General features: G+C 73.0%; 23 protein-coding genes and 1 tRNA gene. 14 read left to right on the forward strand and 10 right to left on the reverse strand.

Features of this window, described 5'->3' with window-relative positions; translation table 11 throughout:
- Window positions 1-82: 82 nt before the first annotated feature.
- Window positions 83-1,588, forward strand: coding sequence for a PucR family transcriptional regulator (locus ACQEV1_RS15660; protein ID WP_433394552.1), 1,506 nt, complete (start codon window positions 83-85; stop codon window positions 1,586-1,588).
- On the opposite strand, the gene ACQEV1_RS15665 is transcribed toward ACQEV1_RS15660, so the two are convergent.
- The 3 genes from ACQEV1_RS15665 to ACQEV1_RS15675 form a co-directional block, all read right to left on the reverse strand.
- Window positions 1,561-2,970 (reverse strand): sodium:solute symporter family transporter, encoded by a 1,410-nt coding sequence (locus tag ACQEV1_RS15665; protein WP_433394553.1) that lies wholly within the window; start codon window positions 2,968-2,970, stop codon window positions 1,561-1,563. The two genes, ACQEV1_RS15660 and ACQEV1_RS15665, sit on opposite strands and share 28 nt — an antisense overlap.
- Window positions 2,971-2,998: 28 nt before the next feature.
- Window positions 2,999-3,898, reverse strand: coding sequence for an agmatinase family protein (locus ACQEV1_RS15670; RefSeq protein ID WP_433394554.1), 900 nt, complete (start codon window positions 3,896-3,898; stop codon window positions 2,999-3,001).
- A gap of 147 nt (window positions 3,899-4,045) precedes the next feature.
- Complete coding sequence (locus ACQEV1_RS15675) at window positions 4,046-4,786, reverse strand: hypothetical protein (RefSeq protein ID WP_433394555.1); 741 nt, start codon at window positions 4,784-4,786, stop codon at window positions 4,046-4,048.
- A 235-nt stretch (window positions 4,787-5,021) separates the two neighbouring features.
- Here ACQEV1_RS15675 and ACQEV1_RS15680 point away from each other — a divergent pair, with 235 nt between their 5' ends.
- The 6 genes from ACQEV1_RS15680 to ACQEV1_RS15705 all read left to right on the forward strand — a co-directional run bounded on the left by ACQEV1_RS15680 (window position 5,022) and on the right by ACQEV1_RS15705 (window position 11,076).
- Window positions 5,022-5,318 (forward strand): hypothetical protein, encoded by a 297-nt coding sequence (locus ACQEV1_RS15680; protein ID WP_285617839.1) that lies wholly within the window; start codon window positions 5,022-5,024, stop codon window positions 5,316-5,318.
- A gap of 328 nt (window positions 5,319-5,646) precedes the next feature.
- Window positions 5,647-6,180 (forward strand): (2Fe-2S)-binding protein, encoded by a 534-nt coding sequence (locus ACQEV1_RS15685; RefSeq protein ID WP_433394556.1) that lies wholly within the window; start codon window positions 5,647-5,649, stop codon window positions 6,178-6,180.
- Window positions 6,177-7,166: an FAD binding domain-containing protein gene (locus tag ACQEV1_RS15690; RefSeq protein ID WP_433394557.1), complete on the forward strand. Its 990-nt coding sequence runs from the start codon at window positions 6,177-6,179 to the stop codon at window positions 7,164-7,166. The genes ACQEV1_RS15685 and ACQEV1_RS15690 overlap by 4 nt, the downstream gene beginning before the upstream one ends.
- Entirely contained in the window at window positions 7,163-9,295 is a 2,133-nt protein-coding gene (locus ACQEV1_RS15695; protein ID WP_433394558.1) for a xanthine dehydrogenase family protein molybdopterin-binding subunit, read from the forward strand. The genes ACQEV1_RS15690 and ACQEV1_RS15695 overlap by 4 nt, the downstream gene beginning before the upstream one ends.
- Before the next feature lie 28 nt (window positions 9,296-9,323).
- Entirely contained in the window at window positions 9,324-10,460 is a 1,137-nt protein-coding gene (locus ACQEV1_RS15700) for a damage-control phosphatase ARMT1 family protein (protein WP_285617834.1), read from the forward strand.
- 58 nt (window positions 10,461-10,518) lie between these two features.
- Entirely contained in the window at window positions 10,519-11,076 is a 558-nt protein-coding gene (locus tag ACQEV1_RS15705; RefSeq protein WP_433394559.1) for a DUF6939 family protein, read from the forward strand.
- Here ACQEV1_RS15705 and ACQEV1_RS15710 read toward each other — a convergent pair.
- Window positions 11,073-11,423 carry a TetR/AcrR family transcriptional regulator C-terminal domain-containing protein gene (locus tag ACQEV1_RS15710; RefSeq protein WP_433394560.1) on the reverse strand — a complete coding sequence of 117 codons (351 nt, stop codon included), beginning with the start codon at window positions 11,421-11,423 and terminating at the stop codon, window positions 11,073-11,075. The two genes, ACQEV1_RS15705 and ACQEV1_RS15710, sit on opposite strands and share 4 nt — an antisense overlap.
- On the opposite strand from ACQEV1_RS15710, the gene ACQEV1_RS15715 reads away from it, so the two are divergent.
- The gene (locus ACQEV1_RS15715; protein ID WP_433394561.1) at window positions 11,412-12,434 is read left to right on the forward strand and encodes a serine hydrolase domain-containing protein; all 1,023 of its coding nucleotides are present in this window, start codon (window positions 11,412-11,414) and stop codon (window positions 12,432-12,434) included. The genes ACQEV1_RS15710 and ACQEV1_RS15715 overlap by 12 nt on opposite strands.
- A gap of 259 nt (window positions 12,435-12,693) precedes the next feature.
- Window positions 12,694-12,766: transfer RNA gene (locus ACQEV1_RS15720), tRNA-Glu, on the forward strand.
- Between the two features lie 497 nt (window positions 12,767-13,263).
- Here the strand turns inward: ACQEV1_RS15720 and ACQEV1_RS15725 are convergent.
- The gene (locus ACQEV1_RS15725; protein WP_433394562.1) at window positions 13,264-16,422 is read right to left on the reverse strand and encodes an ATP-binding protein; all 3,159 of its coding nucleotides are present in this window, start codon (window positions 16,420-16,422) and stop codon (window positions 13,264-13,266) included.
- An 81-nt stretch (window positions 16,423-16,503) separates the two neighbouring features.
- On the opposite strand from ACQEV1_RS15725, the gene ACQEV1_RS15730 reads away from it, so the two are divergent.
- Entirely contained in the window at window positions 16,504-17,559 is a 1,056-nt protein-coding gene (locus ACQEV1_RS15730; protein WP_285617827.1) for a DUF2332 domain-containing protein, read from the forward strand.
- On the opposite strand, the gene ACQEV1_RS15735 is transcribed toward ACQEV1_RS15730, so the two are convergent.
- Window positions 17,552-17,881: an ATP-binding protein gene (locus ACQEV1_RS15735; RefSeq protein WP_285569246.1), complete on the reverse strand. Its 330-nt coding sequence runs from the start codon at window positions 17,879-17,881 to the stop codon at window positions 17,552-17,554. The two genes, ACQEV1_RS15730 and ACQEV1_RS15735, sit on opposite strands and share 8 nt — an antisense overlap.
- A gap of 365 nt (window positions 17,882-18,246) precedes the next feature.
- Here ACQEV1_RS15735 and ACQEV1_RS15740 point away from each other — a divergent pair, with 365 nt between their 5' ends.
- Window positions 18,247-18,483, forward strand: coding sequence for a DUF397 domain-containing protein (locus ACQEV1_RS15740; RefSeq protein WP_285571323.1), 237 nt, complete (start codon window positions 18,247-18,249; stop codon window positions 18,481-18,483).
- Window positions 18,484-18,625: 142 nt separating this feature from the next.
- The gene (locus tag ACQEV1_RS15745; RefSeq protein ID WP_285617826.1) at window positions 18,626-19,531 is read left to right on the forward strand and encodes a helix-turn-helix domain-containing protein; all 906 of its coding nucleotides are present in this window, start codon (window positions 18,626-18,628) and stop codon (window positions 19,529-19,531) included.
- 20 nt (window positions 19,532-19,551) lie between these two features.
- On the opposite strand, the gene ACQEV1_RS15750 is transcribed toward ACQEV1_RS15745, so the two are convergent.
- The 3 genes from ACQEV1_RS15750 to ACQEV1_RS15760 form a co-directional block, all read right to left on the reverse strand.
- Window positions 19,552-20,367 carry an SAM-dependent methyltransferase gene (locus ACQEV1_RS15750; RefSeq protein WP_433394563.1) on the reverse strand — a complete coding sequence of 272 codons (816 nt, stop codon included), beginning with the start codon at window positions 20,365-20,367 and terminating at the stop codon, window positions 19,552-19,554.
- Window positions 20,368-20,444: 77 nt separating this feature from the next.
- Window positions 20,445-21,278 carry a hypothetical protein gene (locus tag ACQEV1_RS15755; RefSeq protein ID WP_433394564.1) on the reverse strand — a complete coding sequence of 278 codons (834 nt, stop codon included), beginning with the start codon at window positions 21,276-21,278 and terminating at the stop codon, window positions 20,445-20,447.
- Window positions 21,279-21,321: 43 nt separating this feature from the next.
- Complete coding sequence (locus ACQEV1_RS15760) at window positions 21,322-21,966, reverse strand: MerR family transcriptional regulator (RefSeq protein WP_285617820.1); 645 nt, start codon at window positions 21,964-21,966, stop codon at window positions 21,322-21,324.
- A gap of 74 nt (window positions 21,967-22,040) precedes the next feature.
- Here ACQEV1_RS15760 and ACQEV1_RS15765 point away from each other — a divergent pair, with 74 nt between their 5' ends.
- Complete coding sequence (locus ACQEV1_RS15765) at window positions 22,041-23,024, forward strand: TlpA disulfide reductase family protein (RefSeq protein WP_349497941.1); 984 nt, start codon at window positions 22,041-22,043, stop codon at window positions 23,022-23,024.
- A 3-nt stretch (window positions 23,025-23,027) separates the two neighbouring features.
- Here ACQEV1_RS15765 and ACQEV1_RS15770 read toward each other — a convergent pair whose 3' ends face one another.
- The gene (locus tag ACQEV1_RS15770; protein WP_285569229.1) at window positions 23,028-23,741 is read right to left on the reverse strand and encodes an IclR family transcriptional regulator; all 714 of its coding nucleotides are present in this window, start codon (window positions 23,739-23,741) and stop codon (window positions 23,028-23,030) included.
- Window positions 23,742-23,817: 76 nt separating this feature from the next.
- On the opposite strand from ACQEV1_RS15770, the gene leuC reads away from it, so the two are divergent.
- Window positions 23,818-25,215 (forward strand): 3-isopropylmalate dehydratase large subunit, encoded by a 1,398-nt coding sequence (gene leuC, locus ACQEV1_RS15775; RefSeq protein WP_285617818.1) that lies wholly within the window; start codon window positions 23,818-23,820, stop codon window positions 25,213-25,215.
- The last annotated feature ends 9 nt before the right edge of the window (window positions 25,216-25,224 follow it).

A 25,224-nucleotide genomic window follows, 5' to 3' on the forward strand; every position in this document is an offset into this window, starting at 1 on the left:
GCAGGTCAGGTCGCATAGCATCCAGGGATCCGGTTGTGGCCGCCGTGCGGGGCGCACCGGACACGGAAGGATCGGATGTGCCATGCCTTTGACGGTTCGCCAGCTCGCCGCGCGTGCCGACCTGGGGCTGCGGGTGGTGGCCGGAGAGGCGGGCCTGGACCGCGCGATCAGCTGGGTGCACTCCAGCGAGGTCGGCGACCCCACTCCCTGGCTGGAGGCCGGAGCGCTGCTGCTCACCACCGCCGCGGGCCATCGGGCGCCGGGAGAGCTCGCCGATCTCACCCGCAGGCTCGTCGCGATCGACGCCGCCGGCATCGGGCTGGCCGTCGGCGTCGCGTTCGACGAGGTGCCCGCGGAGTTGCGGGAGGCCGCGGACGCCGCGTCGATCTGTGTGCTCGAGGTCCCGTACGAGACGCCGTTCGTCGCGATCTCGCAGGCCGTCGCGGGCCGGATCGCCGAGGAGCGGCAGGCCACCCTGCAGCGCGCCCTGCGCGCCCACCATCTGCTCACGCGGGCCGCGCTGGAGCAGGGGGCGGTGCGCGGTGTGCCGTCCGTGCTGGCGCGGACGCTCGGCGGGTGGGCGGCGATCATCGGCGGGGACGGCCGTCCGCTGTCGGTCTCACCGGCGGCCGCGACGGCCGAGGTGGAGGCGCGGGTGCCCGAGGTTCGTCGCGCACCGGGAGTCCGGTCGCTGGCCCTGTCGGAGCCGTCGGGCCAGCTGGTCGGGCAGGCGCTCGGGGTGCGCGGTGCCGAGCACGGCCATCTCGTGGTGTACCGGGACCACGCTCTGGAGGGGCCCGAGCAGGCGGTCGTGGCGGCGGCCGCCTCGCTGGTCACCTACGAGCTGGAGCACGCCCGGACCGCGGCGGCCCACGCGTCACGCGTGGACGAGCCGATCCTGCACGAACTGCTGCGCGACGGTCTCGACGCCGGCGCCGCGGCCCGTCACGTCCGCTCGTGGGGGCTGGACCCCGACGACCTCATCGTCATGGCGGTCCTGCCGGAGAGCGGGGACGACGGGCTGCTGGACCGGGTCCGGGCCGCGCTGGGCGCCGCCCGCGCGGTGGCCACCACCGACGCGCGGCGGCGGGTGCTGGTGCTGGCCTCCGACGCCGACACCGCGTGCGCCGCCCTGGCCGACGCCGCGCTGCCGGGATGGGTCGGCGTCGGCGCGCCCGCGACCGCCGGTGCGCTGGCGCCGTCGCGCCGCCAGGCCGAGGAGGCGGCGCACATCGGGTCCCAGGAGGACCGGCGGATGGCGCGGATCGAGGACTTCGACGGGGTGTCGCTGCTGCTGGCACCGGGCGGCGACGTCGGCGCGGGAGTCCTCGTACGCCGGCTGCTGCATCCCCTCCTGCGAGTCGAGCAGGACCGGGGGATCCCGCTGACCGAGTCGCTGCGGGTGTTCCTCGACCACAACGGATCATGGGGGGAGGCGTCGGCGGCGCTGGGGGTGCACCGCCACACTCTGCGGGCCCGGATGGACACCGTGGAACGGGTGCTGGGCCGCAGCCTCGACTCGTCCTACCTGCGCCTCGAGCTCTCCCTGGCGCTACGCGCTCACTCGCTCGCCACCGACGCCGGCTGAACCGTCGCCGGCGCCAGGTCCGTACGGGACCCCGCGGGCATGAGCGCGCCGACGGCCAGGAACACCACCAGGCTCGCCAGCCCGCCGTACATCACCGGCTCGTTGGCGTACAGGCCGTCGACCACCATGAACACGACACAGCCCGCGGCTCCGGCGACCATCGACGCGACCGCCGCGGTGCGGGAGGCCCGCGACCAGAACAGCGCGCCCATCGCCGGTACGAACAGCGCGGCGGCCAGCAGGTCGGCGGCGACCGTGACCGTGCCGACGACGCTGCCGGAGGCGAACGAGACCAGGAGCGCGACCACGCAGACCGCGCCGAGCGCGATCCGGTTGGCGCGTACCGAGACGGTGCGCTCGCCGCGCAGCGGACGGTACACGTCGTTGGTCAGCACGGTGGACGCCCCGATCAGCAGACCGCTCGCGCACGACATCGTCGCCGCCAGGGCCGCGGCGATGACCAGGCCGAAGATGCCCACCGGGAGCACCTTGCGGGCCAGTTCGGCGTAGGCGTTGTCGGGGTTGGCCAGCGTCGGGAGGATCACCCGCGCGCCGGTGCCGATGAGCGCGCCGGCCAGGCCGTACAGCGCGCAGTAGACGCCGGAGGCGATGCTGCCGTAGAAGGCGACCTTCTCGCTCCGCGCGGTGAAGAGCCGCTGCCAGTTGCCCTGGTCGATCATGAAGCCGAAGAAGAAGAGCAGGAAGTAGGCGAGGATCGTGCCGACCCCGATGCCGACCGGCGAGAAGAACGAGTGGGGGAGCCGGGCCTGCATGTGGCCGAAGCCGCCCGCCCGGTGGAGCGACAGCGGCAGCAGGATCACGAAGATGCCGACCGTCTTGATCACGAACTGGATGACGTCGGTGAGGGTGATCGACCACATGCCGCCGGCGACGCTGTAGAGCGTGATCACCGCCCAGCCGGCCAGCGCCGCGACCGTCGGGGACAGGCCGAACACGACGTTGAGCACGGTGCCGATGGCCACGATCTGGCTCACGCCGACCATGAGCGAGTAGAAGACGACGATCACCGACGCGAGATGGCGGGCGGAGATCCCGAACCGCCGCCCGATCAGGTCCGGGACCGTGTAGATGCCGGCCCGCAGCAGTTTCTTCGACATCAGCAGCCCGATCGCGGTGATGCCGCACGCCAGCGCGAGCACCAGGGCCATGCCGGAGACCCCGTACTGGTAGCCCAGGCTCACGCCGCCGACCGTGGAGGCGCCGCCCAGCACGACCGTGCTCATCGCGCTCGTGTACATGAACGGGCTGAGCCGACGGCCGGCCACGGTGAAGTCCTCGGCGTCGCGGCTGCGGCGCATGCCCGCGTACCCGGCGCCGAGCATGACCACGAAATACAGGACGATGACCAGCTTGTCCGTCATGGGGACCTCTCAGAGACAGTACGCGACGTCATGCGGCGATCCGGCCGTGGATGACGTGGTGGGCGATCAGATAGGCGGCGAGGTTGGCGGTCTGGTCCCGTACGTCGGTGAGCGGGTTGACCTCGGTCAACACCAGGGCGTCCACGTACGGGGCGAGCGACCGCACCGCCTCCAGCGCCTGGTGGGAGGTGAGCCCGCCGGGCTCGTGCGCTCCGGCGCCCGGCGCGTGCGCCGGGTCGATCGTGTCGATGTCGAACGCCAGCAGCACCCGGTCGGCGCCGGACACGTGCTCCACGACGTCCGCGATCACCGCCTCGGCGCCCCGCCGGTGCACCTCGGCCGCGGGGATGTTGCGCAGCCCCCGGCTCTCGCGGAACCGCAGCGAGGAGGGGAAGTTGAAGTGCCGCGAACCGACCTGGACCGACCGGGCCACCTCCACGTTGGGCAGCTCGCAGGAGCGCCGCATTCCCGAGGAGTGGCTGTACCGGCCCTGGTGCTCGTTCTCGTCGAGCAGGTCGAGGTGCGCGTCGAAGTGGACGATCGCCACCGTCCCGTCCGTCGCCTCGGCCAGGCCGCGCGCCGCCGGGTACAGCAGGGAGTCGTCGCCGCCCAGCAGGATGGGGGAGCGGCCCGCCCGTACGGAACCGGCGACCGCGTCGGCGGCCGACGCCAGGGTCGCCTCCAGGTCGTGGCCGATGACGTGGACGTCGCCGCGGTCCTCCAGCAGGTCGTCCGGGAACGGGTGGACGGCCGCGTGGTCGAGGCAGTACACCTCGCCGTTCTCCCGGCGCTGCAGGATCCATTCCATCGCCTGCCGCACGCGCGCCGGCGCGTACCTGCTCCCCGGCCAGCCGAGCGTCGAGCCGCCGTCGAACGGGGCGCCGAGCAGGTCGTAGCGGCGAGGGGGACGTGAGGCGGGGACGGGCATCGGGACTCCATGCGGACGGCTCGGTGATGTGATCGGAAGGATTCCGACACTGTCGAGCACGATCGCGCCGTCCGCACCGGCCCGGATGTCCAGCGGAGGGTCGTTCCACCGGACATCCGGTCCAGCGTGGGCCTCAGGTGAGCCTGGTCATCCCGGCATGATCAGGATGGTCGCCTCGGCGGGGTCGCCGGCCGGTACGACGGCCCGGAGCGTGGCGTCCGGCGCGGCCAGAGTCACGCGCCAGGAACCGTCGGATCGCGGGTCGGCGCCGGTCACCCGCAGCAGATCCAGGCTGTAGTCCAGGGCGATCGCCGCGGCGATCGCGGCGTCGACGGCCTCTTCCTCGCTGAGCGGCTCACCGGTGCGCCCTCCTCGGTGCCGCCAGCGGTCCCGTACGGACTGGAAGAGCCTCGCGGTGGTCCGCACCACGGCGGAGTCGGCCCGGTTGCCGATGATGCCCCCGATGCCCGCGGCACCCAGATAGGCGGCCACCTGGACGGTCAGCTCCACCATGCCGGTGGCGGGGAGGGGCGCGAAGTCGGGCTCGTGTTCGGAGGGCGGCACCGGGGGCAGCGGAGTGGTGGGCGCCGGATCGGGCTGCCCGCTCGCCCTGCGCCACAGCGTGAAGATCGCCGGATCGTCCTCGTCGCCCGGCGCCGCCCCGTCGTGACCCTTGATCCCGCGCAGCAGGATGTGGAGCATCAGCGAGGTCTCGGGGAGAGCCCTCCCGTCCAGGTACTCCTCGACCTGGGACGGCGACAGGGGCAGGAACGTCCCGTCGGTTCTTCTGGCGATCCGTTCTGCGCTCGGCGATCCGTGGGCGGACCATATCCGCCGCAGGCAGGCTGCGTACGCCGATGATTCGTCGGCTCGGTCACATCCGTCCATTCCATAATTCTCACTCATCAACGCCTCGATGATCTACTTTTTCCGGAATTTCGGAGTGATGTTTCCGCTGGTGAGAGCGAGTATGAGTCACCCGAAAAGCGTTCATAACAGACACTTAGCATTACGAATTGATCACGCGTCGAGTCGTGGCGGTGTCACCGGTCGGTATTCGGATACCACTTGGTCGTGGCCCCGTGATCGGGGTCATCAAGAGTAACGATTTAGGGGGAAATCAGTGCTCAAGAAGCTCACCGCAACAGGGATCCTGGCAGGGGCGGCCACGGGCGTCATCCTGCTCGGCGGTCCCGCTCACGCGGACCGTCTTGCTGCCAGCCCGAACGCCTACCCGGCCGACTGTTACATCACCACGCCCGGCTACGTCCCGCCGGCCTGGTGCTCCACCTACCTGCCGGCGCCGGTCCAGGTCTATCCGCCCACCACGTACTACCCGCCCGTCACGTACGCGCCCGGCTATGGCTACGGCTACGGCTGGAACCGGTGGCACAACGGGTGGCACCACTGGCACCGCTGAGGCGCACGCCCGGGCCCTGACCGGCTTCCGGCGTGACACCCGTGGCCCGTCCGCGTCATCGCGGGCGGGCCGCGGCCGTTTCCGGCACGCCCCGTGAGTGCCCGCCCGGTTGCCATTCGGAGTTTCCTCCGTTTAGGGTGGTGGGTGCGGAGGAGTCTCCGGTTACGTGCGGCGCAACGGCGGGTCGCGCCGCCGAGAACAGGATGTGAATGATCGACTTCACCTGTCCGCACCGCGTCATGGTGAGGACACGGCATACCCGACGGCGTTATGGAAGAGCGGCGGCGTGCTCCCACGAGACGCCGGCACTCCGCCCCCAGGAGACTGAATGACTTCCACCAGGTCCACGGAGATCTCGCTCCGTGTCAACGGCGAGACCCACTCCCTCACGGTCGACAACCGCACCACCCTGCTCGACGCCTTGCGGGAGCGGCTCGACCTCACCGGTACCAAGAAGGGCTGCGACCAGGGCCAGTGCGGCGCCTGCACGGTGCTGCTCGACAGGCAGCGGGTCAACTCCTGCCTCCAGCTCGCGGTCGCCGCCGAGGGGCGCGAGGTGACCACCATCGAGGGCCTGGCCGACGGCGAGGAGCTGCACCCGGTCCAGCAGGCGTTCGTCGACCTCGACGGATACCAGTGCGGCTACTGCACGCCCGGTCAGATCTGCTCGGCGGTCGCGGTGATCGAGGAGCTCGCCCGTGAGTGGCCGAGCGCCGCCACCGATGACGTACGGCGCCCGCCGGCGGTCAGCGAGGAGGAGATCCGCGAACGCATGAGCGGCAACCTCTGCCGCTGCGGCGCGTACGTCAACATCGTCCGTGCCGTGACCCAGGCCGCGAAGAACGAGCAGGTGAACGCATGAGGGAGTTCGACTACCGGCGTGCCGCCGACGCGCACGAGGCGGTCGCGCTGCTCTCCGGCGAGCCCGAGGCGCGCTTCCTCGGCGGCGGCACGAACCTCGTCGACCTGATGAAGACCGGCGTGGAGAACCCCGCGCTGCTGGTCGACGTGCGCGGCCTTCCGCTGGACCGGATCGAGGTCGCCGGCGACGGCGCGCTGACGATCGGCGCGACGATGACCAACAGCGACCTCGCCGCCCATCCCGAGGTCAGGAACCGCTACCCGGCGCTCGCCGAGGCCGTCCTCGCCGGCGCGTCCGGGCAGCTGCGCAACATGGCCACGGTCGGCGGCAACCTGCTCCAGCGCACGCGCTGCGGCTACTTCACCGACCTGAGCCGGCCCTGCAACAAGCGCGAGCCCGGCAGCGGCTGCTCGGCGTTGAACGGCGAGCACCACAACCACGCCATCCTCGGGTGGTCCGAGCACTGCGTGGCCACGAACCCCTCGGACATGGCCGTCGCACTCGCCGCCTTCGACGCCGTCGTCCGCGTCCTCACGCCGGAGGGGTCCGCCGAGATCCCGCTCGCGGACTTCTACCTGCCGGTCGGCGACACCCCGCACCGCGAGACCGCGCTGCCGGACGGCGCGCTGATCACCGGGGTGACCCTGCCGGCCGCCCCGGTGGCCGCCCGGTCCCGCTACCGCAAGGTGCGCGAACGCGCCTCCTACGCCTTCGCCAACGGCTCGATCGCCGCCGCCCTGCACGTCGAGGACGGCACCGTACGGGACGTGCGCATCGCCTTCGGCGCGGTCGCCTCCCGGCCCTGGCGCGCGCGGGAGGCCGAGCGGGCCCTCATCGGCGGCCCGGCCACCCCGGAGGCGTTCGCCGCCGCGGCCGACGCCGAGCTGGCCGCGGCCCGGCCGCTCGCGCACAACGGGTACAAGGTGCCGCTCATCCGGAATCTCGTCGTCTCGACGCTCACCGAGCTTCAGGAGGCCGCTCGATGACCACCCCCGCCGCGCCACCCCGCACGTCCGCGACCGGAACGCCGCACACCCGGCGGGAGGGCCGCGCCAAGGTCACCGGGGAGGCCCGTTACACCGGGGACATCCCGTTCGCCGAGCTCGCCCACGGGTGGCTCGTGACCTCGACCGTGGCCCGCGGCCGGATCCGCTCCGTCGACACCGACACCGTGCTCGCGATGCCGGGCGTGCTCGCCGTCCTGCATCCCGGCAACGCGCTGCGCCTGACGCCCGGCGCGGGCTTGATGGGACCCGACGCGAACCTCCAGCTCCTGCAGGACGACCGGGTGCCGCACGTCGGCTGGCCGGTCGCCCTCGTGGTCGCCGAGACGCAGGAGCAGGCCAGGGCGGGCGCCGACGCCCTCGTCATCACCTACGACGAGGAGTCGTACGACACCGCCTTCCGGGCCGACCACCCCGGCCTGCGCCCGACGGCGCCGAGCCCTCTCGCCATGCCCGACGTCGACCAGGGCGACCCCGACGCCGAACTGGCCGCCTCGGCCGTCGTGGTGGACCGTGAGTACACCACGCCCGAGGAGTTCCACAACGCGATGGAGCCCCACGCCGCCATGGCGCGCTGGGAGAACGGCCGCCTGGAGGTGGTCGACTCCAACCAGGGTTCCTACGCGGTCGCCCAGGTGCTGGCCGCGCTGTTCTCCCTCGACGCCGACACGGTGCGGGTGCGGTCGGAGCACGTCGGCGGCGGCTTCGGCTCCAAGGGGCTGCGGCTCCCGCACACCGTGCTCGCGGTGATGGCCACCACCATCCTTCACCGGCCGGTCCGGGTGGTGCTCACCCGCCGGCAGATGTTCTCGCTGGTCGGGCACAGACCCGCGACCGCGCAGCGCGTACGGCTCGGCGCGGACGCCGACGGACGCCTGCGGGTGGTCGAGCACGAGACCGCGTCGCCCACCTCGACCGTGCACGAGTTCGCCGAGCAGTCCACGCGGCACAGCCGGACCCTGTACGCCGCGGACGCGTTCCGCCTGCGCACCAGGGTGGTTCCGCTCGACGTGCCGACGCCGGGGTTCATGCGCGCGCCCGGCTGGGCTCCCGGGTCCTTCGCCGTCGAGTCGGCGATGGACGAGCTCGCCGCCGAGGTCGGGGTGGATCCGATCGCGCTCCGCCTCCGCAACGAACCCGAGACCGGCCCGGTGTCCGGGCTGCCGTTCAGCAGCCGCAACCTGGTCGCCTGCCTGGAGGAGGGCGCGCGCCGCTTCGGCTGGGCCGACCGCGACCCGCGTCCGGGCGTCCGACGGGACGGACGCTGGCTCCTCGGCACCGGGGTGGCGGCGTCCGCGCACTCGGCCGGCGTCGGAGCGTCGACGGCGGCCATCACTGCCGAGGCGGACGGCACGTACACCGTGCGCGTCACCGCCGCCGACATCGGCACCGGCGCCCGCACGGCGCTCGGCCAGATCGCCGCCGACGCCCTGGAGGTGTCCCCGGAGTCGGTACGGATCCGGATCGCGGACAGCGACTTCGGCCTCGCCTGGCTCGCCGGCGGCTCGATGGGCACCGCGTCCTGGGCCTGGGCGATCAACGAGGCGGCGGTGGCACTGCGCAAGAAGCTGGCCGACCTGCCCGGCGACATGGCCGACCTCCCGCCGGAGGGCGTCACGGCCCACGCGGACACCACCGAGCTGCTCGCCGCCCGTGAACAGCGCGAGAGCCACGGGTACGGCGCCCAGTTCGCGGAGGTCGCGGTGGATCCGGCCAGCGGCGAGGTCCGCGTGCGCCGGATGCTCGGGATCTTCGCCGTGGGCCGCGTCGTCAACCCGCTGACCGCGCGCAACCAGTTCATCGGCGGCATGACGTGGGGGCTGTCGATGGCGCTGCACGAGGAGGGCGTCCGCGACGACGCCTCCGGCGGCCTGGCCAACGGAGACCTCGCGGGCTACCACGTGGCGGCCAACGCCGACGTCCCCCTCATCGAGGCCGACTGGATCGACGAGCACGACACCTACAACCCCTCGGGGATCAAGGGCCTCGGCGAGATCGGCATCGTCGGCGGCGCGGCCGCCGTCGCCAACGCCGTCTGGCACGCGACCGGCGTACGTCACCGGCACCTGCCGATCAGCCTCGAACGGGTGCTGAGCGGCGGCCGGCGGTAACGTTCGTCGCGAACGACGGGAGGTGGCGGTGCCCCGGGGTGATCTCGACACGCCGGAGCCGCTCGGCAACGATCCGAGCGGCTACGGCTGGAAGGTGCTGCGCGAGCGCACTCCGAAACTGATCACCGAGGTGCGCGACCGGCACCCGTACGGGCCGGAGCAGCGCCGGGCGCTCGACGCGCTGCGGGAGGAGATCGCCTCCGGCCCGATGCGGCCGCTCGGCGAGGACGCGCCCGATCGCGCACGCTGGGACCGCTGGGGCGCCGCCTACTTCGGCCGCCCGTGGGCCGACGTGCCGTTCCTGTGGTGGGAGTCGTACTTCTACCGGCGGCTCCTGGGCGCGGTGGGGTTCTTCACGCCGGGCCCCTGGTACTGGGTCGACCCGTTCGAGTACTGGAAGGCCGCGGAGCTCCGGGACGCGACGGTCGCCGTGCCCGCCGCCGAGGAGCGGCAGGCGCTCCTGCGGGCGTCGCTGTGGGGCAACCAGGCGGATCTGGGCTTCCTGTTCGGGGCCGCCGGAGACCTGGACGCCTCCGGCGGCCTGGTGGCCGACGACGGCGCCCTGGTGTGGTCCGCGCTCGACGCGGGCGGTCCGCACCACGTGGGCGTCGTCGCGGACAACGCCGGCCGGGAGCTGCTCGCGGACCTGCTGCTGATCGACCACCTGCTCCGCACCGGCCTGGCCGCGACGGTGACGCTCCACCTGAAGCCGCATCCCTACTACGTCTCCGACGCGACAACGGCCGACCTGGTCGCCTGCCTGCGCCGCCTCGCGGCCGCGGACGGCGAGGCCGCCGCCGTCGAGCGGAGGCTGTCCGAGGCGATCGGAGCGGGCCGTCTCCGCCTCCGCGCCCATGCCTTCTCCTGCGCGCCGTGGTCGTACCACCGCATGCCCGCCGACCTGGCGGAGGAGTTCGGCGGTCACACGCTCACGATCATGAAGGGCGACCTGAACTACCGGCGCCTCGTGGGCGACCGCGCCTGGCCGGCCACGACGCCGTTCGCCGAGGTCACCGCGTACTTCCCCGGCCCGGTGGCGGCGCTGCGCACGCTGAAGTCCGACGTCGTGACGGGAGTCGACGCCGCGACGCTGTCCTCCCTCGACGCGTCCGGCGGTGACTGGCGGACGGGCGGCACCCACGGCCTGATCCAGGCGCGCCTCTGAGACTGTCGGTGCCGTCGGCCATGCTGGACCCGGTCCGCACAGGGGAGAGGGGTCCGGCATGCCGATCCAGGTCGCGAGCCGCCGCCGCTCGGCGGCCAGGCTCGCCGAGGCACATCCGGGAGCGCGCGTCATCGACGTGACCTCGCGGGCCGAGGAGCCCTGGGTGCGGCTCAGCCCGTTCTACCCGCACGGCGGCATCCCGGTGCCGCGCTCGCCCGGCGTCACCGCGCAGTCGGTCGAGGGCATCTGGCAGGCGCTGAAGGTCTTCGCCACCGCGGACGTCGACCCGGCCCTCCTAGACAACGCGCGCATGCGGGGGCTGAAGCGCACGGTGCGCAGGTACGGCCCGGTCCGCGGCCATCGCGACGGGCTCGAGGGGGAGACGCTGCTGCCGTACGAGACGGCGCGGCGCCGCATCTACCTGCCGGCCTACCGCTGGGTGCTGGAGCACCGGACGGCCGACCTGGTCGACCGCCTCCGCGCCATGTCCGCCGACGGCGACGTCGTGCTGCTCGACTACACGACCAACGGCGACGTCGCCGACCCGTCCACCCCGCTGTCGCACGCCGCACTCGTCGCCCTCCACGTAGGAGGCCGCTGGCCCGAGGAGGCCTAGCGTCGGTCGAGCATCGCGCGGCAGCCGGCGACGAGCACGGCCAGGCCGTACTCGAACTCGCGGTCGTGGTCGCGGCCCTCGGCCCGCAGCGCTGCGGCGCGGGCGACGCGCGGAAACCGGCGGGCGTCGATCCGCGCGTTCCCGGCGCCCGGCGGGACCTGGTCCTCCTGCTGGGCGATGACCGAACCCAGGATGTGGTGGCCCACCGCGAAGATCGCCGACATGGCGTCCTCCACGGCGAAGCCGGCCTCCTCCATCATCTGCAGCAGCGGTTCGAGGCCCGGCCACTGGTCGGACGGGTCGTGCATGTGCTCCCGCAGCCGCCCGCCGTCGCGGTGGGACAGCATGGCCCGCCGCACCGCGCGCGACAGGGACGGACCGACCGGACCGCGGACCGTCCGGTCGACGAGCACACGCTCTTCAACGGCTGGTCCACGGGCAAGGGCCTGGCCGCGACCGTCGTGCACGTCCTCGCCGAATACGGGCGGCTCGGCTACGACGTTCCCGTCGCCGAGTACTGGCCCGAGTTCGGCGCCCACGGCAAGAGCGGCATCACGCTCGCCCACGTGCTCACCCACACGGCCGGAGTGCCGCTCGCACCGCCCGGCCTGACTCTCGGCGACCTGCGCGACTGGGACGCCACGTGCGCCGGCGTCGCCGATCTGCGGCCGCTCTGGGCGCCCGGCGCCGTGACCGCCTACCACGCGCTGACCTTCGGCCACATCGTCGGTGAGACCGTACGGCGCGCGACCGGCCGCACCATCGCCCAGGTCCTGCGGGAGGAGGTCGCCGCCCCGCTCGGCGTCGACGGCGAGCTGTTCTTCGGCGTGCCGGAGGAGCACCTGCCGCGCGTCGCGCGGCTGGAGGACGGCGGCTGGGCCGGCGCCCTGGCCGCCAGGCCCGCAGACTCGATGTTCTTCCAGGCGGCCCCGGCCGCCCTGCAGGCGGACGCCGAGCTGGGCAACCGGGCGGAGTACCTCACCGCCGACGTGCCCTGCGCGGGCACGATGACGGCACAGGCGCTCGCGCGGATGTTCGCCGCCCTCATCGGTGAGGTCGACGGCGTCCGGCTCATCTCCGCCGCACGCGCCGCCACCGTCGCCACGGTCGTGATCGCCGAGGCCGACCGCGTCCTCGGCGGGCCGGTCCCGAAAGGCCTCGGCTACTTCCTCGGTCTGCCGGAAATGCCGCCGGGCGCCTTCGGGTCGAAGGGGAGCGGCGGAAGCGGCGCCTTCGCGGACCCGGCCGGCCGTTTCTCCTTCGCCTTCACGCACAATCGGTTGACAGCGCCGTCCGGCGACAACGCGGCACGTGCCGTCGGCGTCATCCGCTCCGCCCTTGGAATGGCCGATCGCTGAGATGCGTTGACGAAGGAGGACCGGGGATCCCCTGGTGGGGGCCGGAGGCGGGACGATCACCTCCCGTCCGCTCGGCCCCGGCGCCGGACATCCGGTGTCTCAGGTTGGCTGTCGTCGCCGAGGCTCGGTATGCTTTTCCCGCCGATGAACGCGGATTCCGATCTGCGGGCTCGGCGCCTCGAAGATCCCGGTTCGTACAACGGGAGAACGTCCGCTAAGCTGGGCGTCGCCCGCAAGGGAGACCAAGCGGGCGGGATGAGGTCCCGTCGTCTAGTGGCCTAGGACGCCGCCCTCTCAAGGCGGTAACGCCGGTTCAAATCCGGTCGGGACTACAGCATGAAGGGCTGATCGCCATAACGGCGGTCAGCCCTTTTGTCATAGCCACCTCCACTCGCCTCTCAGGGAACACTGAGGCGATGTTTTTCCCCGCCTGTTTCGGATATGTCGTGATCCATGTTTGGAAGCAGACAAGGTCGGTGGGGCGATTAAGCGGTCCGAGGTCATCTCCCGGGCGAATACCCGGTACGACCGTCGCGACAAGTTCCGCTACGACTGACAGGGCTCCCATCCGGATCCCCAGGGCCGGCACTGCCGCACGGACTGCTCCGGCTACGTCTCCATGGCGCTCCACCTCAAGAGCAGCCTGAGCACCAAGGGCTACACGGCCTACCGCTACGACAAGATCAAGAGCGGCTGACACCCCGCGCGGGCGGCCCCTCCAGGCCGCCCGCGCCCCTCAGCCACCGACGAGGAGGAGAGGCCTCGCGGCGCCGCGTACGAGGGCCGGGTCGCCGGGCAGGGATTCCGCCTGGGGCTGGGCTCGCGTTGGTCAGGTGGCGAGGAGGGCGAGGGCCTCCTCGCGGGGCATCGCCGTGCCGCGTGCGAAGGCCGACTCGTACGCCCTCTCGCCGATCAGTTCCCCGGCCCGGCGGGCGACGCGTGCGACGTCCGGGTCGCCGGCGACGGAGATCCCGCGCAGGGCCGTGCCCGCGCCGAGCAGCGTCGCGGCGCGCTCCCCGTCGCCGTGGAGCAGGGCGACCCCGGCGAGCCCCTCGGCCGCGTCCGCCGCGGCACGTACGTCCTGACCGCCGGCCGTCAGCGCTCGTCGGTGCCACGCCTCGGCCTCGGCGGCGTCACCCTCGGCCTCGGCGATCCGGCCGAGGCTGACGAGGACGTGTCCCCGTATCTCGGTGACGCCGAACGACTCCGCCGTGCACGCCTTCAAGGCCTCCTCGGCCAGGCGGCGGGCCTCGCCCAGGTCACCGGTCAGCCGCGCCAGCTCGGCGAGCCCGTGCCGCACCTGGGCCACCCGCTCCGGCGAGCCCGACCGGCGCGCGACCTCACCCGCCTGCGCGTAGCAGGAGCGCGCTCCCGCGACGTCGCCGGAGCGGCCCAGCCCTTCGGCCCGCAGGCACAGCAGGTCGGCCATGTCCTCGGCGGCGTCGAGCAGGCGGACCAGTTCGAACGCCTCATCGGCCAGGGCGAGCGCCCGGCGGTCGTCGCCGCGCCAGGCCACCAGGCGGGCCAGCGCGGACAGGACCCCGGCCAGCCCCCAGCGGTCGCCGACCGCCCGGAAGCCCTCGGCGCCGGTCGCGAACTCGGTCTCGGCGCCGTCGACGTCGCCGTGGAAGAGCAGGACGTATCCCCATCCGAGGTGACGGAGCGCCAGCGACCACGGGTCGCGGCTCATCAGCCGCTCCTGCAACTCGGCGTCCGCCTCGGCCGGCCCGATGCCGAGCGCCCACATCACGGTCACCACCGGGCGCAGCGGCCGGTGCTCACCGGCCGAGCGGCTCGCGACCAGCACGTCGGCGATCCGCTGGAGGTCACGGACCCGCGGCCCCTGGGCGCCGCCGACGACGGCGGTCAGGACGGCGAAGAGGTACTCCTCCTCGAGCCCGGCCGGCGGCTCGGGCCCGATGACGTCGAGCAGTTCGAGGGCGATCGGCACGCCCTCGCTGCGTAGCCCGCGCAGCCACCAGTACGACCCCACGGCCGTGAGCAGGCGCAGCGCCAGAGCCGGGTCGGCGGGCACGGCCCACCGCAGCGCCGCCAGGAGGTTGCCGTGGTCGGCGTCGAGCCGGGCCAGCCAGTCCACCTGCTCGGTCCGGCGCAGGTACGGCTCGGCGGTCTCGGCCAGGTCGAGGAAGTACGCGGCGTGCGCCGCGTGCGTGGACTCGTCCTCGCCGGCCTCGGCCAGCCGCTCGGCGCAGAACACCCGGATCGTGTCGAGCATGCGGTAGCGGCCGCCCACGTCCTCGACGAGCGACTTGTCCACGAGGTCGGCGAGCAGGTCGTCGACGTCCTCGGCGGGCAGGGCGCACACGCGCGCCGCGGCGGCCGCCGTCGCGCCGCCGGCGAAGACCGTCAGCCGCCGCGCCAGGGTTCGCTCGTCCTCGCCCAGCAGGTCCCAGCTCCACTCGACCACCGCGCGCAGGGTCCGGTGCCGCGGCGCCTTCGTGCGGTCGCCGCGCGAGAGCAGCCGGAACCGGTCGTCCAGGCGGGCGGCGACCTCCTCCACGGTGAGCGAGCGCAGGCGCGCCGCGGCCAGCTCGATGGCCAGCGGAAGCCCGTCGAGCGCGACGCAGATCCGCTGGATGGTGGGGAGCTCGGTGGCCGGGTCCAGGTCCGGGCGCACGGCGGCGGCGCGGTCGGCGAACAGGCGGATCGCCGGGTAGTTCAGCGCGTCGAGGGCGTCCGTCGCGGGCGGTGGCAGGGGAAGCGGCGGAAGCGGGCACAGGCCCTCGCCGGTGATGCCGAGCGCCTCGCGGCTGGTCGCCAGCACCCGGAGCTCCGGGCAGGCGCCGAGGAGCCGGTGCGTGAGCCGGGCGGCGCTGTCGACGACGTGCTCACAGTTGTCGAGGATGAGCAGGATCGGCCGTTCGAACAGGGCGGCGACGAGCCGGGCCTCGGGGTCGGGCCGTGCGTCGGCCGGCTGCGCGAACAGGCCGGACTCGCGCAGCCCGAGGGCCTCGACCACCGCCTGCACGACCGTGTGCCGGGACCCCGCGGCGTCGCCGACGACCGGCGCCAGGTCGACGAAGCACACCTCGCCCTTCTCCTGCGCGGCGGCCTCGAGGGCCAGGCGCGTCTTGCCGGACCCGCCCGGGCCGAGGAGCGTCACGAGGCGTCCGGCGGCGAGCAGCTTGCCGATCCGCTGCAACTCCTCGTCTCGTCCGACGAAGCTGGTGAGCTGGGCCGGCAGGGGGCGGCGCGGGCCCGGCGTCTCCGGCGGTGCGGCCGCCTCGCCGCGCAGGATCGACAGGTGCACGGCGGTCAGCTCGGGCGACGGGTCGGCGCCGAGTTCCTCGGCCAGGACGCGGCGCGTCTCCTCGAACACGGTGAGGGCCTCGGCCTGCCGGCCCGCGCCGTGGAGCGCGCGCATCAGCTGGCCGCGTGGGCGCTCGCGCAGGGGATGGGCGGCCACCAGTTCCTGAAGCTCCGGTACGAGGTCGCGGCCGCGGCCCAGCGTCAGCACGGCCTCGGCGCGATCCTCCAGCGCGGACAGGCGAAGCTCGTCGAGCCGCGCGGCCTGCGCCTCGGCGAACGGCGCGTCGGCCACGTCGGCCAGCGCGGGCCCGCGCCACAGCTCCAGCGCCTCGCGCAGCAGGCCCACGGCGCGCGCCGCGTCACCCGCGGCCAGCGCGTTCCGCCCCTCCCCGGCGAGGCGTTCGAACCGGTGGACGTCGACGTCGTCCGGCTCGACGGCGAGGCGGTAACCGGCCGCGTGGAACTCCACCACCCCGGCGGCCAGGCCGGCGGCGGCGAGGCCGCGCCGGAGCCGGGAGACCTGGGACTGCAGGGCGTTGGCGGTGCCCGCGGGCGGCTCGTCGCCGTACAGGCCGTCGATGAGGCGCTCCGTGGTGACCAGCCGCCCGGCGTTCAGCAGGAGGAGGGCGAGGAGCGCGCGCACCCTCGGGCCGCCGACCGGAACCGGGACCCCGTCGGCGGACCGTACCTCTGTCGCCCCCAGAATGCCGAACCCCATGGCGTCGATTGTGACGCATCGGCGGAATATTGATCAAAATCAACATTGACGACGATTGATCGGCTGAGTGACGATCCCGGCATGAGCACCGCCCAGAGCGCCGCGGACCCTCTCGTCGAGCTCTTCGCCGACTCGCCGCGTCACTTCGCCGGCTCGCCGCTGTACGCGCGGCTCGGCCAGGTGGTCGCGGCCGACGACCGGCTGCTCGCCATCGCCCGGCACGCGCGTTCCGGCCAGCTGCCCTCCAACCTGCTGCTGGCGTCGGTGCACTACCTGCTGCTCCGCGATCCGGCGCAGGAACTGGCCGCCTGGTACCCCTCGTGCGGCGCGGGGACCGCGGCGGGCGACCCCGGTCCGGCGTTCACCGCGTTCTGCCTGCGCCGGAGAGAAGAGATCGTCGCGCTGATGCGTCGCCGGCTCGTCCAGACGAACGTCGTGAAGCGCTCGGCCGTCCTGCGCCTCGGCATGGCGGCGGTCGCGTCGATGACGGACGAGCCGGTGACGCTGATCGAGGTGGGGTCCAGCGCGGGCGTGCACCTGCGCTTCGACGACTACCGATACGCCATCGCGGGACGTACGTGGGGGAGGGCGTCCTCACGCGTGGTGGTGTCGGCCGAGTGGCGCGGAGAAGGACCGCCGCCCGACCTCGGCCCGCTGCCCGTCATCGCCGATCGAGCGGGCATCGACCTCAATCCGATCGACGCCCGCGATCCCGACGAGCGGCTCTGGCTGCGGGCACTGATCTGGCCGGAGAACACCGCGCAGGCCACCCTTCAGGACGAGGCGCTGCGGGCCGTGGCGGCGAATCCGCCCCGGACGTACGCGGGGGACGCGGTCGAGCTGCTGCCGGAGGTGGTCGCCGGGGTGCCGCGCGGGACGCCGGTCGTGATCTTTCATTCGGCGACGCGCCTGCACGTACCCGCCGAGCGGCGGGAGGCCTTCGACGCCGCGATCGCGGGCGCCGGGCGGGAGCACGACCTGTTCCATCTGTCGTTCGAGGCGTCCCGTGACCTGGGGACGCAGGGGTTCGCTCTGGAGCTGCGCCGTGGCGGTGAGCCGGGCCGGCGGCTGGCGATCGGCCACGGGCACGCGGAGTGGATCTCCGACTCCGGCGAGGCCCGGCCGGACGTCAGCTGATCGAGAAGGACGCCCAGACCGCCTTGCCGCCGCCGAGGAGCGGGGTCCAGCCCCAGGCGCGGCTCATGGCCTCGATGATGTGCAGTCCGCGGCCGGTCTCGGCGACCCAGTCGGGCTCCTGCATCTTGGGCGCGGTGTCGGTCGGGTCGGTCACCATGCAGACGAGCTGGCGTTCGTAGCGGGCGAGCACCAGGCGCAGCGGGTCGCGGGCGGCGGGACACAGGCCGTACCGGATGGCGTTGGTCACCAGTTCGGAGACGACCACCGCGGCGTCGTCGTAGAAGTCGCAGAGACTCCAGCGAGTAAGTGTGTCCTTTGTCACATTCCGGGCTATACCCGGCGAGGCAGCCTCAGAGGGCAGGTCCTGGGCGGCGACCAGCGGCCGACCGCCGTCCGACCAAGGGGTGCCGTCAAAAGGGCGGAGCCAATCGTCCCACCCCTGATCGGGGCGGGAGAAGCCGGTGGTTTCGCTCGATGGCGGCAAGTTCATTGCGGACCCTGGGGGAAGTCGTGAACGTCGCGGGGCGCGTCATGCGCCGTTCCGCTATCTTGCTCCTCAAGTCGTGCATATGCAAGCACGCATGCACGCACGAATGCACGTGCATGTGCACGAGCGTTGTGCCGCTCCCGGAAGGGGTCCGACCTTTGGCTCACCGGTCGGGCGGTCTTGGATGGCTTGGAGGCGACATGTATCAGGCCTACAACGGAATATCGGCAGCCCGCCTGCGGGAGGCCAGCTGGCTGAAGAGCCATGCCAGTAATCCGAGTGGAAACTGCGTCGAACTCGCCGAACTGCCGTGCGGCGAGATCGCGATTCGCAACTCACGGTTCCCGGACGGCCCCGCGCTGCTGTACACCCGGGCGGAGATCGACGCTTTCATCAAGGGAGCGAAGGACGGCGACTTCGATCACATGCTCGCCTGAGGGCGAGCGACCATACGCTGCCGGAGGCGGGTTACCTCACGCTCGCCGAGGGCGGCCGGACCATGCCCCGCCCGAGGCGGGCGCTTTGCAACGACGGGCTCCAGTGGGACACTGGGCCGATTCCAGTGTCCTAGGGGAGCAGATGATCGGGTCCCATGCCGGCGGTGAGGACGCCGCACGCGACGTGTTCGGTCCCCACCGCGGTGGGCCGACCGTGCTGCGCATCGTCCTGGGCTCCCAGCTGCGGCGACTCCGCGAACAGCGGCAGATCACCTGCGAGGAGGCCGGGGCGGCGATCCGAGGCTCGCACTCGAAGATCAGCCGCATGGAGCTGGGCCGCGTGCGGTTCCGGAGCCGCGACGTCGCCGACCTGCTGACGCTCTACGGCGTGGACGACGAGAGCGACAAGGCGGCGATGCTCGCACTGGCCGACCAGGCGAACGCCCCGGGCTGGTGGCACAGCTACTCCGACATCCTCCCGGCCTGGTTCGAGGTCTACATCGGCCTGGAGGAGGCCGCGTCGCGCATCCGCGCGTACGAGGTGCAGTTCGTCCCCGGGCTGCTGCAGACCGAGGACTACGCGCGCGCCGTCACGCTGCTGGGCCACCCGTCGGCCCCGGGCCACGAGGTCGAGCGCCGCGTCGGCCTGCGGATGCGGCGGCAGTCGCTGCTGCGGTCCGACGACCCGCCGCACCTGTGGGCGGTCGTCGACGAGGCCGTGCTGCGGCGTCCGCTCGGCGGCGTCCAGGCCATGCGCCGCCAGCTGCGGCACCTGCTGGAGATGACCGAGCTGCCGAACGTCACGCTGCAGATGGTGCCGTTCGCGCTCGGCGGGCACGCCGCCGCGGGCGGGCCGTTCAGCATCCTGCGGTTCGCCGAGCGCGACCTGCCCGACGTGGTCTACCTCGAACAGCTCACCAGCTCCCTCTACCTCGACAAGCGCGAGGACGTCGACCACTACCACATGGTGATGGAGCGGCTCTGTATCGACGCCGAGCCGGCCTCGAAGATCCAGGACACCCTCAACCGCATCCTGCGCGAGCTCTAGCGCGAGCCCGCTCCGTGCGTTCAGGGTTTGCGGCCGACGCCGCCGACCTTCCAGATCTTCTCCGCCGCCCGCGCGTGCAGCGGGTGGTCCGGGCGCCACTGACGTAGCCAGACCAGACCGGGGTCGACCAGCTCGAAGCCGTCGAAGAAACGCAGCACGTCTTCACGGTTGCGCGCGGTGTGCGCCTCGGGCCGGTGGAGGACGGCCCGGTAGACCTCCTCGATGTGGCGGGCAATCTCGGGCCGGGTGTCGAAGACGAGGTGGGAGAGGGCCAGGTGGCTTCCTGGCGCCGTCGCGTCCCGCAGCGCCGCGACGCATCGGAACGGGTCGTCCGCGTTCGGGACGACGTGCAGCGCGCCGAAGATGAGGACGGCGACCGGCTCCTCGAAGTCGATGACGCGGCGCACCCCTGGGTCCTCGACCAGCTCTCGCGGGTTCCGGATGTCGCCCTCGACGACGGCCGTGCGCTCGTCGCTGGGGAGGACGGCGTGGCCGTGCGAGATCACCACCGGGTCGTTGTCGACGTAGACCACGCGGGCGTCCGGGAGCACCGAGCGGGCCACCTCGTGCGTGTTCTGCAGGGTGGGAAGGCCGGACCCGATGTCCAGGAACTGCCGGATCCCCTGCCCGGCGAGGAAGCGCACGGCCCGGCCGAGGAAGCTCCGGGTCTCGGCCGCGATCGCCCTGATCTCCGGGGCGATCGCGAGCAGCTCTTCCGCCGCGTGCCGGTCGACGGCGAAATTGTCCTTGCCGCCGAGGAAGTAATCGTTGATGCGGGCGATGTTCGGCCGGGTCGTGTCGAACGCCCCGAGTGCCCGCCGCGACGCGCCGGTCACATCTCACCCTTTCTGGCGTTGTGGGCCGATCTTAGACCCATGAGGAGAACGCCAGTATCGATGTCGTTCGCTCGGTGTCAGGAAGGGTCCGCGGCGAGCTCGCGGGCGCGGCGGCGCGCCTCCTCCGCGGTGCGTTCGGCGCGGTCGTGCTCCCGCTCGGCCACCTGGGCCCGGCGGGCGAGGTCCGTCCGCCGGGCCTCGGCGTCGCGCACGCGCTCGCGCAGGTCGTCGAGCTCGCGTTCGGCGTCGGCCAGCCGCCCCCGGGCCTCCTCCAGGGTGGACGTCCACTCGGCGAGCGAGCGCTCGGCCTCCTCGGCCTTCCGCTCGGCGTCGCGGGTCCGCTCCGCGCGCCGCTCTCGATCCTTCCGCTCCCGCTCCGCCCGCGCGGCGTCCTCGTCCTCGCGGGTCTTCTTCGCCGGGCGCGGCGGGGGCTTCGGGCGGGCCGGCGGCGCGGCGGCCCCGAACGGGCCGAAGCCCGTGTGCCGCAGCGGATGGTCGAGCCGCCCCGCGCGTACGGCGTCGGCGGCCGACGGGTCGGCGATCGCGGCGCGCAACGTCTCGTCCACCTCGTCGGCGAAGGCGTCGCTCAGCGGCCGCCCGGCCTCGTCGGCCAGCGTGCGGGCGCGCCGGACCAGGTCCTCGACGAGGGACGCCCGCTCGCGGTCCAGCGCGGTCAGGTCGCCGCCCTCCGACCACGCCGCGCGCATGCGCTCGCCGAGCTCCAGGACGGGGCCGACCGCGTCGTCGCGGACGAGGAGGTTCACCGCCCAGGCCGGGACGGTCGGGCGGCGCATCGCGGTGAGCCGCCGGGCGTCGTCGCGCGGCAGCTCGCCCGCCAGCCGTTTCCGGGTGGCCGTGAACTCCGACGGCAGCACGCCGTACAGCTCGTCGGCGGCCTCGTCGAAATCCACACCGTCATGATTACCCGCGCCGGGCCGGACGTGAAGCGTACGGTCAGCGGTCCTCGGTCCCGTCGCCGAACCGGCGGGCCGAGACGTTTTCCTGCGCCATGCGCCGCAGGGCGAGCAGCACCTTCTCGTAGAGCACGTTGGTGGCGACCGCCGTCTGCACGGCCTGGCCGCGCTCGCCCTCGACCGGGATGCCGCCGATCTCGTGCTCGGCGATGATCGTGGCGGCCTCGATGTAGGGCCGCAGGTCGGTCCAGACGATGGGGCGTCCGAGGCGGCGCAGCGCGAGGAACGCCTGGGCGAGCAGGTCGCGGGTCGGCGCGTCCGTGGAGACCTGCCAGCCGAGTTCGGCGACGATCGCGTCCACGTCCTCACGGGCGGAGCGCCAGTCGGGGTCCTCGGGGCGGGGCTCGACCGCCGGGCTCAGTGTGTACGCCGCGGTGCCGAGCAGCTCGTGCAGGCCGACCGCCTCGTCGTCGACGGCGCCGATGATGCGCTTCACCGACGCGACGGGCAGGTCGCCGACCTCCCGGAGCGCGCGGATGAGCCGCAGCCGCTCGAGGTGCTCCTCGGCGTACTCCGCCCTGGTCGCGGCGGTCGCCGCGCCCTTCGGCAGCAGGCCCTCCCGGATGTAGTACTTGATCGTCTGCACCGGCAGGCCGCTGCGGTCGCTGAGTTCGGAGATCTTCATCCGCGTCATCCCCCTTGACTTGGATACTAGCGCTATCCAATATTGGAGAGTGTCACTATCTAATGGGAGGCGTCGTGGAGTACGCGCTTTTGACCGACGGCCGCGAGGAGCGGATCGACCTTGACGACGACCTGTGCGCGCCGCTGACCGCGCCGGTGCTCGGATGGGTCCGCAGGCCGTACGGCTGGTGCCGTGACGACTCGTGTGTCCCGGCGGCCGCCGTACGCGAGGCCGAGACCGACCGCGGGATCGACGTCATGGCCTTCGCCGCGCTGACCGGGAAGATCGCCGTGGCCGACCGTGAGGAACGGGTGCTCGCCCTCGCCGACGCCGCCCCGCTGCCCGCGACCGGGCGGGCGCCGGACTTCACCCTCGGCGGCCGGTCCCTGAGCGACTTTCGCGGACGCAAGGTCGCGCTGGTCTTCTGGGCGTCGTGGTGCGGCTGCCGGTACGACCTGCCGGCGTGGGAGGAGCGTCACCAGGCGCTGGAGCCGTACGGCCTCACCGTCGTCAGCGTGGCGTGCGACCGCGACCCGGAGCAGGCGCGGCCCTGGCAGCGGGACCTCACCCATCCCGCGCTGATCGACGCCGAGGGAATCGTCGCCGAGCGCTACGGCATCGTCAACGTGCCGACCGTCGTCTGGGTGGACGAGGAGGGCCGGATCGCCCGCCCGCAGGACACCCAGACGGCGACCGACCTGTTCCGCTCGATGAACGGCATCGACTCCGAGGCGTCGTGGGCGGCGCTGCGGCGCTGGGTCGTCGACGGCGATCGCGGCCTCACGGACGCGCAGATCGGCGAGCACCTGCGCGTCCCGACGCCTGAGGAGCAGCGGGCCCGCGCCCACGCCCGTCTCGCGGTGTGGCTGGCCCGCCGCGGGCGTACGGAGGCGGCGGACCGTCATCTGTCCGAGGCCGCCGCCCTGGCCCCGCACGACGTGGCCATCCGCCGGGGCCTGATGCCGCTGACCGGAGTGGACCCGTTCGGCGACGCCTACTTCGCGCTCCGGGAGGAACTGGAGACCCGGGGCATCCCGGTCTACCGCCCGCTCTTCTGAGGTCTAGGGGCGGCGCATGGACTCGGAGATCTTCTCGGCCGCGGCGAGGACCGGCGGGGCGTGCATCCGGCCGGGGGAGCGGGTCAGGCGTTCGATCGGGCCCGAGACGGAGATCGCGGCGATCACGCGCGCGCCGGTGCCGCGGATCGGCGCGGACACCGACGCCACGCCCTGCTCGCGTTCGCCGATGCTCTGGGCCCAGCCGCGGCGGCGGACGGAGGCCAGCGTCGTCGCGGTGAACTTCGCGCCGCGCAGGCCCCGGTGGAGGCGGTCCGGCTCCTCCCAGGCGAGCAGGATCTGGGCCGCCGACCCGGCCGTCATCGGCAGCGAGCTGCCGACCGGCACGGTGTCGCGCAGGCCGCTCATCCGCTCGGCGGCCGCCACGCAGACGCGTGCGTCGCCCTGGCGGCGGTAGAGCTGGGCGCTCTCTCCGGTCAGGTCGCGCAGCTGGGTGAGGATGGGCTGGGCGACGGCCAGCAGCCGGTCCTCGCCGGCCGCGGCGGCGAGTTCGGCCAGCCGGGGGCCGAGGATGAACCGGCCCTGGGTGTCGCGGTGGACCAGCCGGTGGTGCTCCAGCGCGACGGCGAGGCGGTGGGCGGTCGGGCGGGCCAGGCCGGTCGTCTGCACGAGCTGGGCCAGCGAGGCGGGGCCGGCCTCCAGGGCGTTCAAGACGAGTACCGCTTTGTCAAGTACGCCGACTCCGCTAGAGTTGTCCATGCCTCGATACTGCCGTCTCGCAATCTGAGATGCAAGTCGTGAGCAAAGGAGCCCAGGACCAAGAAGAGGTGAAGTGATGGGCCGGACACTGGCGGACAAGGTTTATGACGCGCACGTCGTGCGCAGCGCTGAGGGCGAGCCGGACGTCCTCTACATCGATCTTCACCTCGTCCACGAGGTGACGAGCCCGCAGGCCTTCGACGGCCTGCGCATGGCGGGCCGCAAGATCCGCAGGCCGGACCTGACGATCGCCACCGAGGACCACAACGTCCCGACCACCGACATCCTGGCCCCGATCGCCGACCCGGTCTCGCGGACCCAGGTGGAGACCCTGCGCAAGAACTGCGCCGAGTTCGGCGTACGCCTGCACCCGATGGGCGACGCGGGCCAGGGCATCGTGCACGTGATCGGCCCGCAGCTCGGGCTGACCCAGCCGGGCATGACGGTCGTCTGCGGTGACTCACACACCTCGACGCACGGCGCGTTCGGCGCGCTGGCGTTCGGCATCGGCACGAGCGAGGTCGAGCACGTCCTGGCGACGCAGACGCTGTCGCAGAAGAAGCCCAAGATGATGGCGGTCACCGTGAACGGTGAGCTGCCCTACGGCGTGACCGCCAAGGACCTGATCCTGGCGATCATCGCCCGCATCGGCACCGGCGGCGGCCAGGGCCACATCATCGAGTACCGCGGCGAGGCGATCCGCGCGCTCTCGATGGAGGGCCGCATGACGGTCTGCAACATGTCCATCGAGGCGGGCGCCCGCGCCGGCATGATCGCGCCGGACGAGACGACCTTCGCCTACCTCGAGGGCCGTCCGCACGCCCCGGCGGGCGCCGAGTGGGAGGCGGCCAAGGAGTACTGGCGTTCGCTGCGCAGCGACGACGACGCCGTCTTCGACCGCGAGGTCGTGATCGACGCCTCGACGCTGACCCCGTTCGTGACCTGGGGCACCAACCCGGGCCAGGGCGCGCCGCTGTCGGCGAACGTCCCCGACCCGGCCGAGTTCGAGGACCCGACCCGCCGCAGCGCCGCCGAGCGAGCCCTGCAGTACATGGGCCTGACCGCCGGCACCCCGCTGCGCGACATCGCCGTCGACACCGTGTTCGTCGGCTCCTGCACCAACGGCCGCATCGAGGACCTGCGCGCCGCGGCCGCGGTCGTCAAGGGCCGCAAGGTCGCCGACGGCGTCCGCATGCTGGTCGTCCCGGGTTCGATGAAGGTCAAGGCGCAGGCGCAGGAAGAGGGCCTCGACGCCGTGTTCACCGAGGCCGGCGCCGAGTGGCGCGAGGCGGGCTGCTCGATGTGCCTCGGCATGAACCCCGACCAGCTCAAGCCGGGGGAGCGCAGCGCCTCGACCTCCAACCGCAACTTCGAGGGCCGGCAGGGCAAGGGCGGCCGTACCCACCTGGTCTCGCCCGCCGTCGCCGCCGCCACCGCCGTCACCGGCCACCTGGCCGCTCCCGCCGACCTGTAACGAGGGGAC

Source organism: Actinoallomurus sp. CA-142502 (genome assembly GCF_050936355.1).
Taxonomy (GTDB): Bacteria; Actinomycetota; Actinomycetes; order Streptosporangiales; family Streptosporangiaceae; genus Actinoallomurus; species Actinoallomurus iriomotensis.

Excerpts from the sequence above, each read along its gene's own strand:
- ACQEV1_RS15660 (WP_433394552.1), top strand. The coding sequence starts at position 83 with ATGCCTTTGACGGTTCGCCAGCTCGCCGCGCGTGCCGACCTGGGGCTG.
- ACQEV1_RS15665 (WP_433394553.1), bottom strand. The coding sequence starts at position 2,970 with ATGACGGACAAGCTGGTCATCGTCCTGTATTTCGTGGTCATGCTCGGC.
- ACQEV1_RS15670 (WP_433394554.1), bottom strand. The coding sequence starts at position 3,898 with ATGCCCGTCCCCGCCTCACGTCCCCCTCGCCGCTACGACCTGCTCGGC.
- ACQEV1_RS15675 (WP_433394555.1), bottom strand. The coding sequence starts at position 4,786 with ATGGACGGATGTGACCGAGCCGACGAATCATCGGCGTACGCAGCCTGC.
- ACQEV1_RS15685 (WP_433394556.1), top strand. The coding sequence starts at position 5,647 with ATGACTTCCACCAGGTCCACGGAGATCTCGCTCCGTGTCAACGGCGAG.
- ACQEV1_RS15690 (WP_433394557.1), top strand. The coding sequence starts at position 6,177 with ATGAGGGAGTTCGACTACCGGCGTGCCGCCGACGCGCACGAGGCGGTC.
- ACQEV1_RS15695 (WP_433394558.1), top strand. The coding sequence starts at position 7,163 with ATGACCACCCCCGCCGCGCCACCCCGCACGTCCGCGACCGGAACGCCG.
- ACQEV1_RS15705 (WP_433394559.1), top strand. The coding sequence starts at position 10,519 with ATGCCGATCCAGGTCGCGAGCCGCCGCCGCTCGGCGGCCAGGCTCGCC.
- ACQEV1_RS15710 (WP_433394560.1), bottom strand. The coding sequence starts at position 11,423 with ATGCTGTCCCACCGCGACGGCGGGCGGCTGCGGGAGCACATGCACGAC.
- ACQEV1_RS15725 (WP_433394562.1), bottom strand. The coding sequence starts at position 16,422 with ATGGGGTTCGGCATTCTGGGGGCGACAGAGGTACGGTCCGCCGACGGG.
- ACQEV1_RS15730 (WP_285617827.1), top strand. The coding sequence starts at position 16,504 with ATGAGCACCGCCCAGAGCGCCGCGGACCCTCTCGTCGAGCTCTTCGCC.
- ACQEV1_RS15740 (WP_285571323.1), top strand. The coding sequence starts at position 18,247 with ATGTATCAGGCCTACAACGGAATATCGGCAGCCCGCCTGCGGGAGGCC.
- ACQEV1_RS15745 (WP_285617826.1), top strand. The coding sequence starts at position 18,626 with ATGATCGGGTCCCATGCCGGCGGTGAGGACGCCGCACGCGACGTGTTC.
- ACQEV1_RS15760 (WP_285617820.1), bottom strand. The coding sequence starts at position 21,966 with ATGAAGATCTCCGAACTCAGCGACCGCAGCGGCCTGCCGGTGCAGACG.
- ACQEV1_RS15770 (WP_285569229.1), bottom strand. The coding sequence starts at position 23,741 with ATGGACAACTCTAGCGGAGTCGGCGTACTTGACAAAGCGGTACTCGTC.
- leuC (WP_285617818.1), top strand. The coding sequence starts at position 23,818 with ATGGGCCGGACACTGGCGGACAAGGTTTATGACGCGCACGTCGTGCGC.